This is a genomic window from Streptomyces sp. NPDC048018, assembly GCF_043202995.1.
In the GTDB taxonomy this organism is placed as follows: Bacteria; Actinomycetota; Actinomycetes; order Streptomycetales; family Streptomycetaceae; genus Streptomyces.
In genome coordinates this window covers 18,007-32,342 of record NZ_JBIDBK010000017.1, presented here as the reverse complement: position 1 = coordinate 32,342, position 14,336 = coordinate 18,007, and the positions used below count along the sequence as shown (strand labels likewise).

The window sequence follows — 14,336 nt, the reverse complement described above, 5'->3', positions numbered from 1 at the left end:
AAGGCCCCGCAGGCGCGCCCGGCGACGGAGCGGCGGACGGCGGACGCGGGCCCGGCCCGGTGCGGAGGGCGGAACCCGACCGGGCCCGGAGGACGGCGCCGCCCCAGAACCTGCCGGCGGCGCAACAGGCCCCGGAGCACGGCGCGTTCAGCGCGTAACGCCGGCCAGCAGGGCGCGCCGGTCGGCCTTGCCGTTGCTGGTCAGGGGGATGTCGCCGACGAAGTGGACGCTCTGCGGGAGCATGTAGGACGGCAGGGCCGCCGCGCAGAAGGCGCGGACCGTGGCCGCCGTCGCTCCCCGGCCGGCCGCGCCGTCCTCGCGTACCAGGAAGGCGCTCAGCACCGGTTCCGCGCCGCCGCGTTCGTCGAGCACGACCACGGCCGACGCGACGCCCTCGTGCTGCTGCAGCCGGCGCTCGATCTCACCGAGCTCCACCCGGTTGCCGCGCACCTGCACCTGCGAGTCGACGCGGCCGCAGAAGTAGAGCTCGCCCTCCGGGCCGCGGTACGCGAGGTCACCGGTGCGGAAGACGATCTGGCCGGAGGCGGGGTCGAAGGGGTCGGGGACGAGGGCCGCGGCGGTGGCCTCGGGGTCGTTCCAGTAGCCGCTGAACAGGGCGGGGCTGCGCAGGTAGATCTCGCCGGTGCGCCCGGGTTCGGTGACCGCCCGGCCGTCCGGGCCGACCAGGGCCATCTCCGCGCCGGGGTGCGCCCAGCCGATGGACGGCCGCTCCAGGGTGTCGGGGAGGGGGGTGGGTACGGCGGTGAGCGAGGCGGCCATCGACTCGGTGGCGCCGTAGCCGTTGACGATCTGCGCCTGCGGCAGCAGCTCGGACAGCCGGCGCATCTCCGGCAGCGGGAACTCCTCGCCGGAGTAGACGATCCGCCGCAGGGAGCTCATCGCGGCCAGTTCGGCCGGGGCGGTGCGCAGCACGGGCCGCCAGATGGAGGGCACGCCGTGCACCTGCCCGACCCCGGCCTCGGTCAGGAAGTCCAGGAAGCGGCGGGGCCAGCCGAGTTCCTCCCGCGGTACGGGGACGATGGTGGCGCCGCAGCCCAGTGCCATGCCGGTGTCGACGAGGGAGAAGTCGAACTGCAGGGGGGACGTGGTGGCGACCCGGTCGCCGGGGGCGACGAAGCCGAGCCGCCGCACGCCGCGCAGGAAGGCCAGGACTCCGCGGTGGGTCATCACCACCCCCTTGGGGCGGCCGGTGGTGCCGGAGGTGAAGATGATGTAGACGGGGTCGGTGGGTGTCACTCCGCCGCGTATCCGCGGTCCGGTGCGCGGGGCCCGCTCGATGGACAGGCCCTCGTCCCCGAAGCGGCCGGTGCCCACGGTGTCGGGCAGGGCGTCGCGCGTGCCGCCGCCGTGCTGCAGGAACAGGGCGGGCCCGGCGCTGTCGACGATCAGCGCGAGGCGCTCGTCGGGCATGTCGGGCGCCACGGGGATGAAGGGCAGCCCGAGCGTGGCGCAGGCCAGCAGCACCGCGACGGCCGACGAGCAGTGGTGGGACTGCACGACGACCCGCTCGCCGACGTCCAGGCCCAGCCGGTCCAGTGCGGCGACGTAGTCGTCGACGAGGCCTTCCAGTTGTGCGTACGTGAAGGTGCGCAGCCCGCCGCCGGGGGCGCGTTCCACCAGGGCGGGCGCGTCGGGGGTGGTGGCGGCCGCGGCCAGCAGGTAGCCGCGCAGGTTGTCGTTCTCGTCGGTGGCGCAGGCGAAGCGGACCGAGGGCGGAGGCTGCGGCGTCACGGGAGCTCCTGTCGGAGAAGAGGGGGTCGGCGGTGCGTCGCGGCGAGTTCCGCGGCACCTTCCGGGCGCCGAATCTAGTGAGTCCGGGGCATGCCGGCAGCGCCTTGGCGGCTGCTTCGCAGCGGCCTCCCGGGGCTTAGGGGACGCTAGGGGTTCTGTGCGCTTGCGGGCGTCAGGAAACTCGGCACGACGAGGCGTGCGAACGGCTGGACGAGGCGCCCGCACGCCGTTGATCGGCCACTCTGGAGGGCGCGTGGACCACGGAAGAGCGACGGGAACGGCGATGGTCTTCCCCGGAATCAGCGCCACACCCTACGCCGACCTCGCGAAGTTCCTGATGCTCGGCAGATCGGCCCGCGCACTGGTCGCGGAGGCGAGCGACACTCTCGGATACCACCTGCTGGACCGGTACAAGGCCGACGACGGGCGGTTCACCGAGAGTTCCCGGGTGGCCTTCCTGGTGAGCTGTCTGGCGCTGGCCCGGGACGCCGAACTGCGGTCCGGGCTGGAGCCGGACGTCGTCGTCGGGCCGAGCTTCGGCGGCATGGCGGCCGCGGTGTACGCGGGCGCGGTCGGCCTGGCCGACGCGGTGCGGATGAGCGCCGGCTGGAGCGCCTGCGTGGACCGGTACTTCGCGGAGCACCACTCCGACACGGTCTCGCAGTCCTGCGCCCGCTTCCCGGAGGCCGAGCTGGAGGCGGTGCTCGCGCAGCTGCGGGCGGCGGACGAGTGGCACGACGTGGCCTGCTACGTCGACACGGACTTCGTGATCGTCTCGGTGCGCGAGGCGCGGCTGCCCTGGCTGGTGGAGCAGATGCGGGCGCGGGGCGGTCTGCCGCTCGCCACGATGCGGCCGCCCATGCACTCGCCGTCCTTCGCGGCACTGCGCGAGGAGGTGGACCGCGAGGTGTTCTCGCGGCTGGAGTTCACCGACCCGGTGCTGCCGCTCGTCGACGACCACGACGGCGGCACGGTCCGGACGGCCCGGCAGGTACGGGAGATGGTGCTGGACGGCATCGTGGCCCCGGTGCGCTGGCCCGGCGTCGTGGCGGCGCTGCGGGCCCGCGGGGTGACCGAGCTGGTCGTCGCCGGCCAGGACAGTCTGTGGGGGCGGGTGCGCGCCAGCACCGACAACTTCACGGTGACCACGCTCACTCCCCGGCGCGCCCTGGTGCCGCGGGCCCGCCGGCTGCCGGCGGGCACGGGATGAGCGGGCGGCCGGCGGCGGTGGGGCCGCCGGCCCGCGGTTCAGGCGGCGGCCCGCACCTCCGTGAGGGTCCGCCAGAGCTGTCCGGGGGTGGCGAAGCGCTCCATGCTCATGGCGTCGTTGCTGAAGCGCACTCCGTACGCCGCCTCGAGCTCGGCGAGCAGTTCGACGGTCGCCATGGAGTCGAGTCCCAGGTCCCTGAGCGGCAGGTCCTCGGTGAGCGGCTCGTCGGGCCCCATGAACGGGGTGTGGCGGCGCAGCAGTTGCTCGAACTCGGAATCCCACATGGTCGGGCCCTTCCCCCTCGGCGAATTCGGCGCCAACCTACGGGCGCCCCTGAGCCGGCAACAACCCCTAACCCTGGCAGGAGACCACGATGATCGAGCCGGTAGCGGACGCCGGGGTGCACCACCGTTTCCTCAACGGCCTGCGGGTCGCCGCCGACCGTCCCGCACTGTGGCTGGGCGCCCGGGAGCAGTACGCGTACCGCGAGCTGCACGACACGGCGTTGCGCTGGGCGGGCACGCTCACCCGCCGTCTCGGGGGCCGCCCGGGGCGGGTCGCGGTGCTCGCGGGCAAGAACCGCACCGGCTACGCGGGGGTGCTGGCCGCGCTCTACTCCGGGGCGAGCGCCGTGCCGCTGCACGTGCGGTGGCCGGCCGGGCAGATCGCGCAGATGCTGCGGGCGGCGGAGGTCGAGGCGGTGATCGCCGATCCGGACGGTCTGGCCGCGGTGCGGGAGTGCGCGCCGGAGCTGCCGGTGCTGTGCCCGGACCTGCCCCGCGACGCCGGGCCGGTCGCCGGGCTGATGCGGGAGGAGCCGGGTGACGCGCTGGCGGAGCCGGCCGGCGTCGCCCCCGACGACCTCGCCTATGTGCTGTTCACCTCGGGCTCCACCGGGCGCCCCAAGGGAGTGCCGCTGACGCACGCCAACTTCCGGCACTACTTCGACGTGGTCGACGCGCGCTACGACTTCGGTGTCGGTGACGCCTTCGCGCAGACCGTCGAGCTGAACTTCGACTGCGCGATCTTCGACCTGTTCTGCGCGTGGGGTGCGGGCTCCTGTGTGCACCCGGTCCCGCCGACCGCGTATCTCGACCTGCCGGGGTTCGTCCGGGAGCGGAGGATCACCGTGTGGTTCTCCACGCCGAGCGCCATCGCCCTGGTGCGGCGGACCGGCGGCCTCGCTCCCGGCTCGATGCCGGGGCTGCGCTGGAGCTTCTTCGCGGGTGAGGCGTTGAAGTGCGCCGACGCGGCGGACTGGCACCGGGCGGCGGACCACGGTGTCATCGAGAACCTCTACGGTCCGACCGAGCTGACGATCACGGTGAGCGCGCACCGCTGGTCGGCGCAGGTCTCCGGCGAGCTCGCGGTCAACGGGATCGTGCCGATCGGCGCCCTGCACGAGGGGCTCCGGGCGCGGATGCTGGACGAGGACGGCGAGGAGAACCAGGAGGGCGGGGAACTCTGCGTGAGCGGGCCGCAGCTGACGCAGGGTTACCTGAACGCCGAGGACGACGCGGGTCGGTTCTTCGTCGCGGACGGGGTCAGGTGGTACCGCACCGGCGACCGGGTGGTGCGCACGGCCGACCAGTTCGGCTACGTGGGACGGCTCGACTCACAGGTGCAGATCAAGGGCCTCCGGGTGGAGCTCGCGGAGGTCGACGACGCGGCGCGATCATGCCCCGGTGTGAGCGACGCGGTGGCGGTGGCCCGCCCGGCCGACGACTCGCTCGAGTTGGTGGTCTTCTACACCGGGGAGCCCGTCGCTCCTGCCGCCTTCGTCCGCCACCTCAGGCCCCTGCTGCCCGGTGGGGCGCTTCCGCGTGAGTTCCGGCACCTGGTGGAGTTCCCGCTGAACTCGAACAGGAAGATCGACCGCAAGGAGCTTTCCGGCCGGGCTCGGATCAGGCCGGAATCGCGCGAGCCGGGGCTCGTCCCGGACCACGCCTGACGGCCCGGACCGGAGCGGAGGGGGCAGCCGCGAAGCCCGCCTGACGGCCCGGAACAGGCGGGGCCGGTGCGGAGCCCACGAGCCGGACCGGAACCCACGGTGCGCAGACGCGGCGCACGGGCCGGACCGGTCGGGAGGGTGCGGGCGGATCGCACCCCACGGCGGCGGACCGGAGCCGGCGGGGCCGGGGGCCGGCGGACCGGAGCCGGCGGGGCCGGGGGCCGGCGGACCGGAGCCGGCGGGGCCAGGGGCCGGCCGCGCCCGGTCAGGACTGACGGGCGGTCCGGCGGCCGCGGCTCCTCGTCGCCTCGCGCTCGGCGATCCGCACCCCGATGCCGTCGAGCACGACCCGCAGGCCGAACGCCGGCCCGCCGTCGTCCGTCGGGTCGAACGCGCCGGATTCCATGGCCTCCAGCAGCGCCGGGTAGCGCTCGCCGTGATCGCGGACCAGGCCGGCGATGGCCGTGCCCCAGTGCTCGTTGGAGATGTCGGTCGGGCCGGCGGGCGCGTTGCCCGCGTACTGCACCCAGCTTCGGACGTGGCCGTTGACGGCGACGACCGCGTCGGTCTTCTCGCTGCCGCTGAGCGCCGTTCCACCGAGGGCGGAGACGGCGGATTCCAGCCACCCGAGTTCGTTGGGCCCCATGGCCCGACCCAGGGTCGCCGCGAGCACGGCCCAGGGGTGGTCGTTGAGGACCACGAGGTAGCAGTGCGCCCACACCTCGAGCTTGGCGCGCCAGTCACCGATCGTGTCCTCCAGGATCGGCGGATCACCGAGGGCGGCGTCGATCATGAGGCTGACCAGATCGTTCTTGCCTGGCAGATAGCGGTAGAGGGACATGGTGCTGCGGCCGAGCTCCTTGGCCACTCTCTGCATCGAGACGGCGGAGAAGCCCTCCCGGTCCGCGATGTCGATGGCGCACTCGACGATGCGCTCGACGGTCAGCGCCGGCTTGGGCCCGCGGGCGGAAGGCCCCCGTCCGCCCCACAGCAGCTCAAGGGTCCGAGAGAAGTCATCGCTGTCCTGTTTCGACACAGACACTCCAGTGATCGAGCACGGAGCGATTGACCGCCCCGCACTTCTGCGTATAGCTTACACAAGTGAGTACGGCATACACAGTTACCGTGCTCGTCGAGTCACGCGTAGTCGAATCCCGCGTAGAACCGGAGACCTCTGATGGTTACCTCTCCAACCGCTCCCCGCCTAGCCGCCCCGCCCGAACTCGGGGGGCGTCGCTGGGTCGCGCTCGTCGTGATCTGCATGGCCGCACTGTTGTTGAGCGTTGACCTTACCGTCCTGCAGCTGGCCATCCCTTCGCTCATCCAGGACCTGCAGCCCACGTCCAGCCAGGTGCTCTGGATCGCGGACATCTACGGGCTCGCCCTGTCCGGCCTGCTGGTCACGATGGGTAACCTCGGCGACCGGATCGGCCGCAAGAAGCTGCTCCTCGCGGGCTCCTTCTCCTTCGCCGCGGCCTCGGTGCTCTGCGCCTACGCCGACTCGCCGGGGTGGCTCATCGCGGGGCGGGCGCTGCTCGGTGTGGCCGGCGCGACGGTCTACCCGACCACGCTCTCCATCATCCGCAACATCTTCACCGACCCGAAGGAGCGCACCACCGCGGTCGGCATCTGGGCCGCCATGATCAGCGGCGGCATGGCGATCGGCCCCGTCGTCGCCGGCCCGCTGCTCAACAACTTCTGGTGGGGGTCGGTCTTCTTGATCAACGTCCCCATCATGGTACTGCTCTTCTCGGTGGCGGTCGTGGTCGTGCCCGAGTCCCGCAGCCCGCTGCCCGGCCGGATCGACCCGGTCAGCGTGGTCCTGTCGATCGTCGGCGTCGTCGGCATCGTCTACGCCATCCAGGAGTCGGTGCACGACGGCTTCACGGACAAGCGGGTGCTGATCGCCACGGCGGTCGGCGTCGTCGCCCTCGTGCTCTTCGGCCTGAAGCAGGCCCGCATGGAGCACCCGCTGATCGACGTCAAGCTCTTCAGGAACATGGCGTTCTCCGGCGCCGTCGCGTCCAACACCTTCGCCCTGTTCGCCTTCATCGGCACGACGCTGCTGCTCAGCCAGTACTTCCAGCTGGTGCACGGGTGGTCGCCGCTGAAGTCGGGTCTCGCGATGCTGCCGCCCGCCGGGGTGGCCATCATCGTGGCCCCGATGATCGGCATGCTGGTGCCGAAGATCGGGCGGGCGAAGCTGTGCGCCTTGGGTCTCGCGGTCGGCGCGGGAGCGATGGCCTTCTACAGCGTCCTGGAGGTCGACACGAGCTACGCCATCGTCGTCATCCCGGTCGTCCTCCAGGCGATCGGTGCCGTGTCCACCTTCACCGTCACCTCGGACACCATCGTCAACAGCGCGCCCAAGGAGCGCTCCGGCGCCGCGTCCGCCCTGGCCACCACGGCGGCCGAGCTCGGTGGCGCGCTGGGCATGGCGGTGCTCGGCACCATCCTCAACAACCGCTACACCCACACCCTGAAGCTGCCCGAGGGCATCCCGGCCGAGGTGGCGAGCGCGGCCAGGGACTCCCTCGGCGGGGCTCTGCAGGCGACCGCGGCGCTGCCCGCGAAGACGGCCGCCGCCGTGATCGACGCGGCCGACGCCGCCTTCATGCGCGGTCTGCACAGCGCGGTGCTGCTCAACGTGGTGATCCTCGGCGTCGTCGCGCTCGTGGCGCTGTTCACGCTGCGGAACGCCCCGGCCGAGTACCCGGAGGACTTCGAGGAGGAGTTCCCCGGGCTGAGCGGATACCTCGCCCAGCACCCGGACGAGGCCGCCACCCCGGCCCGCGGCGACAGCCCCACGGTCCCGGCCCCGGCCGCCCGGCCGGGGGACGTGACCTCGGGCCCCGACCGGCTGACGGGCAGCTGACCAGGACGGCACCGTACGGCGTCCCCGACGCTCCACGGCGTCCCGACCCCCCACCCAGAAAGGCGGAACCCATGCCTGTAGGTCGTGTAGTGAGCTTCGACAGCGTTCACGGCTACGGCTTCGTCAGCCGTCCCTCGGGCGAGGACGCCTTCATGCACGCGAACGACATCCTCTGCGACCGGCACCTCATCACGCCCGGGGTGCCCGTCCAGTTCGAGGAGACCGAGAGCGAGCGGGGTCCGCGGGCCGTCAACGTCCGCCCCCTCGCCCAGGTGCCGCCCGCCGGGGCCGACGACCGGCACCCCGCGGGCGCCGGGCCGGCGCCCGCGTCCGCCGGCCGCAGGGTCACATCGGCCGAGCTCCTCCAGGAGTTCACCGACGTGATCATCTCCTGCGCCCCGTCGGTGACGGCGGCCCAGATCTCGCGGCTGCGCGAGCGGCTGCTGGGTGTGGCCCGCGGCCACGGCTGGGTGCTCGACTGAACGCCGGGACGCCCCGCCGGACACCGCCGACGGGCCACCCCTAGGTCTGCGGTGAGCAGCAATCTAGGGGTCGTCCGCCCTCGGCCCGCGTGGCTATAAAGAGGCCGGGACGCGGCGACCGGAACCGGAACCTCGCCGGCATCCCGCGCGACGCCGCCGCACCACCGCGCACGCGCAATCCCTTCCAGTGCCTACGGAGGCGAATCATGGGCCGGGTCGATGGCAAGGTCGTCGCAATCACCGGCGCCGCCCGCGGACAGGGCCGCAGCCACGCGCTGCGCCTTGCCGAGGAAGGCGCGGACATCATCGCGTTCGACATCTGCCAGGACATCCCCGTCGCCGACTACGGCATGTCGACGGGCACGGAACTCGACGAGACGGCCGAGCTGGTGCGGAAGTCGGGACGGCGCGCCGCGGTCCGGCAGGTGGACATCCGCGACCGGGCGGCGCTCGACCGGGCCTTCGCCGAGACGGTCGGGGAACTGGGCCGGCTCGACGCCGTCGTCGCAAACGCCGGCATCAGCCCGGTCGGCATGGACCGTCCGCTGAACGCGTTCACCGACACCATCGACGTCAATCTGCTCGGCACGATCTCCACCGTGCACGCCGCACTCCCCCATCTCGCCGACGGCGCGTCGGTCATCGTGATGGGCTCGGTCGCCGGCCTGGCCCCGGAGCTCGCGGGCAACGCCGTCGCCGGCCCCGGCGGATACGGCTACAGCTTCGCCAAGAAGACGCTCGTCGACTACGTCAACTGGCTCGCCGTGCAGCTCGCGCCGAAGGGCACCCGCGTCAACGCGGTCCACCCGGGCAACGTCGCGACCCGCATGGTGCAGAACGAGTCCACCTACCGCACCTACCGCCCCGACCTCGAGCATCCCACCGAGGCCGACGCGGAGGTCCTGTTCAGGAACTTCCACGCCATGGGCGTTCCGCTGCTGGATCCGCTCGACATCTCCCACGCCGTGGTCTACCTGGCCTCGGACGAATCGCGGTACCTCACCGGCGTACAGCTGAAGATCGACGCCGGAGCCCTGGCGGAGCGAGCGATCCAGCGCTGAGCCGCCCCGGCGGGAACCGCGTGCCCACCCGGCCCTTCGGCCACCGAACCAGTTTGGAGAACCCATGAGCGCCATCGACGGCAAGTGGTCCATCACCATCGCCTCCCCCATCGGCCCGCAGGAGGGCAGCATCGACGTCACCCGGAACGGGGGCGCGCTCACCGGCACCGCGACGGCGATGGGCAGCACCGTGGACATCGAGAACGGACGCCTCGACGGCGACCGCGCCCAGTTCACCATCAACATGACGCGTCCGATGCCCATGAAGATGGACTTCGACCTGATCGTCGCCGAGGACAACCTGACCGGCGCGACCGTCGCGGGCAGCTTCGGCCGGATGACGGTGACCGGGCAGCGCGCCTGACCCGGAGCTCCGCCGAAGGTGCCACCGAGGCCCGCGGAAGCCGTGCGACACCCCCTCTCCATCCCCCGTAGGGGGTGAGCGCACGGCTTCCGCGTCCCCTCCTCTCTCCGCACCGCTCCCCGCCCGCCCGTCCCCGACGGGCGGCGTACGCATGCGAGGCCGACCATGCATCTCGTACGGGGCGAGCGCGGGCACCCTCCCGGCTGCTGGGAGGAACTGCACCGCGGGCAGTCGCCCGAACTGATCCTCGCGATAGGCCGTCCGCTGCTGGGACCGCCGGGCACCGATCTCCGGCCGGTGGCACCGCTGTTGGACACCGAGCACACCGTATGGCAGGCCCTGGGCCGTCCGCCCGGACACCGCCCCCGCGGGCTGGACCTCCACCGCTGCCTCACGCCGTGGCTCGAGGGCGTGACCGCCGGGGGCCTCCGGGTCCGCGCCGTCCTGGGACTCGGCCCCGGCGCACTGTACGCGGACCTGATCGCCGCGGGCGTCGCCCGCCGACAGGGCACCGCCCCGGTCGTGCTCCTGCCCGAACCGGCCACCACCGTCGGCGAGTCGATAACGGAGCAGTGCCGCCGCCTCGTCGCGCGCGTGTCGGGGCCGCGCCGGCCGCCCGACTCCGGCCCGCTCCGCTCGACCGCGGGTCTGACCCAGGACGTACTGAACCTCACGGCCTCGCGTCTGCCGATCCGGACCGAGCACCGACTCCCGCTGATCTAGGGTGACAAGCATGTCGACACAGGGGGCTCTGCGAGCCATCAGTGACTTGCACGTCGGCTACGCCGACAACCGTGAGGTCGTCGAGGCCCTCCGGCCTTCCTCCCCGGACGACTGGCTGATCGTCGCCGGCGACGTCGGGGAACGCATGGAGGACATCGTCTGGGCGCTCACCCTGCTCAGCGAACGCTTCGCCCAGGTCGTGTGGGTACCCGGGAACCACGAGCTGTGGACCCACCCGGAGGATCCGGGCGCGCTCCGCGGCGTCGCGCGCTACGAGCAGCTCGTGGCCCTGTGCCGACGCCTGGGCGTCCTCACGCCCGAGGACCCGTACCCGACGTGGCAGGGACCGGGCGGCCCCGTGCGCATCGCCCCGCTCTTCCTCCTCTACGACTACTCCTTCCTCACCCCCGGCACGACCACCGTGGAGGAGTCGCTGGCCGCGGCGCGCGAGGCCGGGATCGTCTGCACCGACGAGTACTTCCTCCACCCCGACCCCTATCCGAGCCGGCAGGCCTGGTGCGCGGCGCGGCTGGCGGAGACCGAGCGGCGGCTCGAAGCGGCGGCGGGCGAGCTGCCGCTCGTCCTGGTCAACCACTGGCCCCTGACCCGCCGCCCCACGGAGGTGATGACGCACCAGGAGTTCGTCCAGTGGTGCGGCACGGTGCACACCGCCGACTGGCACCTCCGCTTCGGCACGGCGGCGGTGGTCTACGGCCATCTGCACATCCCCCGCACCACCGCGTACGACGGCGTGCCCTTCCACGAGGTCTCGCTCGGCTACCCCAGGGAGTGGCGCCGCTTCGGACTCCGCTCCGACCTGGCCCGCCAGATCCTCCCCGCGCAGCCCGCCGCCCGGCGCCCCTTCACCAGCGCGGGCACCGGAGGGGGAGCCTCGTGATCGACCGCATCCTGCCGCCCGCGGTGCGCTGGTCACACAGCTTCGGCGACCGCGACGAACCGCTCTTCCCCGAGGAACTCGCCCTCGTGGCACGCGCCGTGGAGAAACGCCGCGCCGAGTTCGCCACGGTCCGCGCCTGCGCCAGAGAAGCCCTCGCCGAGCTCGGCCATCCGCCCGTACCGCTGCTCCCCGGGCTGCGGGGCGCGCCCGTCTGGCCGGACGGCGTGGTCGGCAGCATGACGCACTGCGCCGGCTACCGCGCGGCCGTGGTCGCCCCGAGCGACGAGATCGCGCTGCTCGGGATCGACGCCGAACCGCATGCCGCGCTGCCCGAGGGGGTCCTGGACACCATAGCCCGGCCCGAGGAGCGCTCCTCGCTGGCCGCGCTGCCGACCGCCGGCGGCATCGCCTGGGACCGGCTCCTGTTCAGCGCGAAGGAGTCGGTCTACAAGGCCTGGTTCCCGGTGACCCGGAGCTGGCTCGACTTCGACGAGGCCTCCATAGTGATCGCCCCCGAGGGGACGTTCAGCGTGCGCGTCCTGATCCCGGGATTCGCCCCGACCGGTGAACGGCTCACCGGCTTCCACGGGCGCTGGCTCGTCGACCGGGACATCGTCGTGACGGCCATCGCCATGACCGGCATCGCGTAGGCCCGCGAGCCTGCCGCCGGACCTCGAACGGCCCGAAGGCCCCCGCCGTCCGGGCGGACGGCGGGGGCCGAGGGGTCCTGAGGAGCGGCGGGGCCGACGGGCGTCCGGGCGGACGGCGGGCGCCGACGCTGTCCCGAACGGTCAGAGCGGGACGGGGCCGGTGCCGGCGAGCCTGCCGCCCAGGAGGCCGGCCAGCGTCGGCCACTGGTCGACGAGGTAGAAGTGCCCGCCGGGCAGCACGCACAGGTCGAAGTCCCCGGCCGTGACCTCGCCCCACCGTCCGGCGTCGTCCACCAACGTCCGCGGATCGCTGTCGCCGACGAAGGCGTCGACCGGGATCGTCAGGCGCCGCCCGGGACTGTGCCGGTAGGTCTCCAGCGCCTGGTAGTCGGCCCTGAGCGGCGGCAGGATCATCGCCCGTACGTCGGGGTCGTCCAGCATCGACGCCCCCGTGCCGTCGAGTGCGCGGACCTCGCGCACCAGGCCCTGCTCGTCGCGCAGGTGCACGTCCTCCCTCCGGGGGCTGCTGGGCGAACGCCGTCCGGAGACGAACAGCCGGTCGGCCCGGAGCCCCGCCCGCTCCTCGAGCTGCAGGGCCACCTCGAAGGCGAGCAGGGCGCCCATGCTGTGCCCGAACAACGACACCGGCCGGCCGTCGTCGGAGGCAAGGACGGCCTCGACGACCTGCCGTGCCAGCTCCCGCAGATCCGTCAGGCACGCCTCCCGGTGCCGGTCCTGGCGTCCCGGGTACTGCACGACGCTCAGCTCGGCGGCCCCGGTGTCGGCCACCGCGCGGGAGAACGGGAAGTAGTAGCTCGCCGACCCGCCGGCGTGCGGGAAGCAGATCAGCCGCGGCACCGTGTCGCCGACGGGGTGGTAGCGCCGCAGCCACGCGGCGGGGTCAATGGTTGACATCGGGGTCCCTCGGATCCTTTCCGGAACGGCTTCGGGCCGGCTGCCTCAGGCGAGGACCAGCCGGAGCTCCTCGTAGCCGTTGAGTCCGATGGCGTCCCGGCGCGCCGGGGTGCCCACCACCTCGATGCTGCCGAAGCGCTCCAGGAAGGCGGGGAACAGCACCGAGGCCTCCAGGCGGGCCAGGTTGCCGCCCATGCAGAAGTGCGGTCCCGCGCTGAAGGCCAGGTTGGCGCCCTCGCTGCGGGTCAGGTCCAGCCTGCCCGGGTCGGTGAACTGGCGCGGGTCGCGGTTGGCCGCGGCCAGCAGCGCGACGACGAGGTTGCCCGCCGGGACGACCTGGTCGCCCAGCGCGGTGTCCTCCTTCATGACCCGGCTCGCGGCGGTGATCGGCGTGTTGAAGCGCAGCAGTTCCTCGACCGCCGTCGGCGTGACGGAGGCGTCCTTGCGCCACAGCTCCATCTGGTCCGGGTGCTCCAGCAGGGAGATCAGTCCCGCGCTGATGAGCGACGTGGTGGTCTCGAAGCCCGCGACGAAGAGGAACGTCGCGAGCGACATCGTCTCCTCGGGGGACAGCCGGGCGTTGTCGCCCTCCCGGACCAGCGTCGACAGCAGGTCCTCGCGCGGGCTCCTGCGGCGCTCGTCGAGGATGCCGTTGAAGTACTCGCGCAGCTCCACCGCCGCCTCGTCGGCGCGCGTCAGGTCCTCCTCCGAGTAGTAGCCGCCCGCCCAGACCCGGGACCAGTTGTTGGCCACGTGGTAGAAGTGCATGCCGTCCTCGTCCGGCACGCCGAGCATCTCGCTGATGACGGCGACGGGGAACGGGCTGGCCAGGGCCTTGATCAGGTCCACCGGGGCGCCGGCGTCGGCCTGCTCGACGATGTCGTCGAGATGACGGCGCATCAGACGCTCGATGCTGGGTCCCAGGGCGCGTACCGCGGCCGGGGTGAAGACCCTGCCCGCGAGCCCGCGGACCCGGCTGTGGTCCGGCGGGTCGAGGGTGATCAGGGCGTTCAGGTACATGCGCAGCGCCTCGTGGTCCGCCCAGTCCGGGCGCATGGTGCTCGCCGCGCGCGGGCCGTTGCGCGTCGTGTTGGCGCGCAGGATCTCGGAGGACTCGGCGTAGCCCGTCACGGCCCACAGCCCGAGCGACGGGCTGCGGTAGACGCGGTTGGTCTCCATCAGCACGTCGTACAGGGGGAACGGGTCCGCCGGCTGCGGCGGGCTGAACAGTTCGATCACCGCGTCGTCCGGCGTCACGGTGCTCGGCTCGGTCGTCATCGTGGAACTCCCAGGGCATCTCGGCGCGTCGGGGACGGGTGCGCGTGGGGACGGGTGCGCGGTTCCGCGCGGGCGAGCCCCACGCTAGGGCGGGCCTCCGACGCCGAAGTACCCCTATCGTCCCCCTGAGTCGGGGCCACTCCCCGTGCCACGGCCGCACCCCCGCACGAGCAGGGG

General features: G+C 72.9%; 14 protein-coding genes. 9 read left to right on the top strand and 5 right to left on the bottom strand.

The genetic code is table 11. The features are described from left to right. Positions 1 to 147 precede the first annotated feature (147 nt). Positions 148 to 1,752 carry an AMP-binding protein gene (locus ACGF1Z_RS34380; RefSeq protein WP_393010384.1) on the bottom strand — a complete coding sequence of 535 codons (1,605 nt, stop codon included), beginning with the start codon at positions 1,750 to 1,752 and terminating at the stop codon, positions 148 to 150. A gap of 253 nt (positions 1,753 to 2,005) precedes the next feature. Here ACGF1Z_RS34380 and ACGF1Z_RS34375 point away from each other — a divergent pair, with 253 nt between their 5' ends. Next, entirely contained in the window at positions 2,006 to 2,962 is a 957-nt protein-coding gene (locus ACGF1Z_RS34375; RefSeq protein ID WP_393010382.1) for an acyltransferase domain-containing protein, read from the top strand. Positions 2,963 to 3,000: 38 nt separating this feature from the next. Here ACGF1Z_RS34375 and ACGF1Z_RS34370 read toward each other — a convergent pair whose 3' ends face one another. Beyond that, positions 3,001 to 3,246, bottom strand: a complete 246-nt coding sequence (locus tag ACGF1Z_RS34370; protein ID WP_393010380.1) for an acyl carrier protein — start codon at positions 3,244 to 3,246, stop codon at positions 3,001 to 3,003. Positions 3,247 to 3,335: 89 nt separating this feature from the next. Here ACGF1Z_RS34370 and ACGF1Z_RS34365 point away from each other — a divergent pair, with 89 nt between their 5' ends. Next, positions 3,336 to 4,913 (top strand): AMP-binding protein, encoded by a 1,578-nt coding sequence (locus ACGF1Z_RS34365; RefSeq protein ID WP_393010378.1) that lies wholly within the window; start codon positions 3,336 to 3,338, stop codon positions 4,911 to 4,913. Between the two features lie 265 nt (positions 4,914 to 5,178). Here ACGF1Z_RS34365 and ACGF1Z_RS34360 read toward each other — a convergent pair whose 3' ends face one another. After that, positions 5,179 to 5,949, bottom strand: coding sequence for a TetR/AcrR family transcriptional regulator (locus tag ACGF1Z_RS34360; RefSeq protein ID WP_393010376.1), 771 nt, complete (start codon positions 5,947 to 5,949; stop codon positions 5,179 to 5,181). Between the two features lie 141 nt (positions 5,950 to 6,090). Here ACGF1Z_RS34360 and ACGF1Z_RS34355 point away from each other — a divergent pair, with 141 nt between their 5' ends. The 7 genes from ACGF1Z_RS34355 to ACGF1Z_RS34325 all read left to right on the top strand — a co-directional run bounded on the left by ACGF1Z_RS34355 (position 6,091) and on the right by ACGF1Z_RS34325 (position 11,966). Then, a complete protein-coding gene (locus tag ACGF1Z_RS34355; protein ID WP_393010374.1) occupies positions 6,091 to 7,788 on the top strand; it encodes a DHA2 family efflux MFS transporter permease subunit in 1,698 nt (565 codons plus the stop codon). A gap of 89 nt (positions 7,789 to 7,877) precedes the next feature. Then, positions 7,878 to 8,270: a cold-shock protein gene (locus ACGF1Z_RS34350; RefSeq protein WP_393010372.1), complete on the top strand. Its 393-nt coding sequence runs from the start codon at positions 7,878 to 7,880 to the stop codon at positions 8,268 to 8,270. A gap of 206 nt (positions 8,271 to 8,476) precedes the next feature. Further along, a complete protein-coding gene (locus tag ACGF1Z_RS34345; RefSeq protein ID WP_393010371.1) occupies positions 8,477 to 9,331 on the top strand; it encodes a mycofactocin-coupled SDR family oxidoreductase in 855 nt (284 codons plus the stop codon). Between the two features lie 64 nt (positions 9,332 to 9,395). Continuing rightward, positions 9,396 to 9,695, top strand: coding sequence for a hypothetical protein (locus ACGF1Z_RS34340; protein ID WP_393010369.1), 300 nt, complete (start codon positions 9,396 to 9,398; stop codon positions 9,693 to 9,695). Between the two features lie 165 nt (positions 9,696 to 9,860). Beyond that, positions 9,861 to 10,418 carry a hypothetical protein gene (locus tag ACGF1Z_RS34335; protein WP_393010367.1) on the top strand — a complete coding sequence of 186 codons (558 nt, stop codon included), beginning with the start codon at positions 9,861 to 9,863 and terminating at the stop codon, positions 10,416 to 10,418. A gap of 10 nt (positions 10,419 to 10,428) precedes the next feature. Beyond that, positions 10,429 to 11,316 (top strand): metallophosphoesterase family protein, encoded by an 888-nt coding sequence (locus tag ACGF1Z_RS34330; RefSeq protein WP_393010365.1) that lies wholly within the window; start codon positions 10,429 to 10,431, stop codon positions 11,314 to 11,316. Next, positions 11,313 to 11,966: a 4'-phosphopantetheinyl transferase gene (locus ACGF1Z_RS34325; protein WP_393010363.1), complete on the top strand. Its 654-nt coding sequence runs from the start codon at positions 11,313 to 11,315 to the stop codon at positions 11,964 to 11,966. The genes ACGF1Z_RS34330 and ACGF1Z_RS34325 overlap by 4 nt, the downstream gene beginning before the upstream one ends. Before the next feature lie 141 nt (positions 11,967 to 12,107). On the opposite strand, the gene ACGF1Z_RS34320 is transcribed toward ACGF1Z_RS34325, so the two are convergent. Together ACGF1Z_RS34320 and ACGF1Z_RS34315 are read right to left on the bottom strand one after the other, a co-directional pair. Beyond that, entirely contained in the window at positions 12,108 to 12,881 is a 774-nt protein-coding gene (locus ACGF1Z_RS34320) for a thioesterase II family protein (protein WP_393010361.1), read from the bottom strand. Between the two features lie 45 nt (positions 12,882 to 12,926). Continuing rightward, positions 12,927 to 14,159, bottom strand: coding sequence for a cytochrome P450 (locus ACGF1Z_RS34315; RefSeq protein WP_393010359.1), 1,233 nt, complete (start codon positions 14,157 to 14,159; stop codon positions 12,927 to 12,929). Between the last annotated feature and the right edge of the window lie 177 nt (positions 14,160 to 14,336).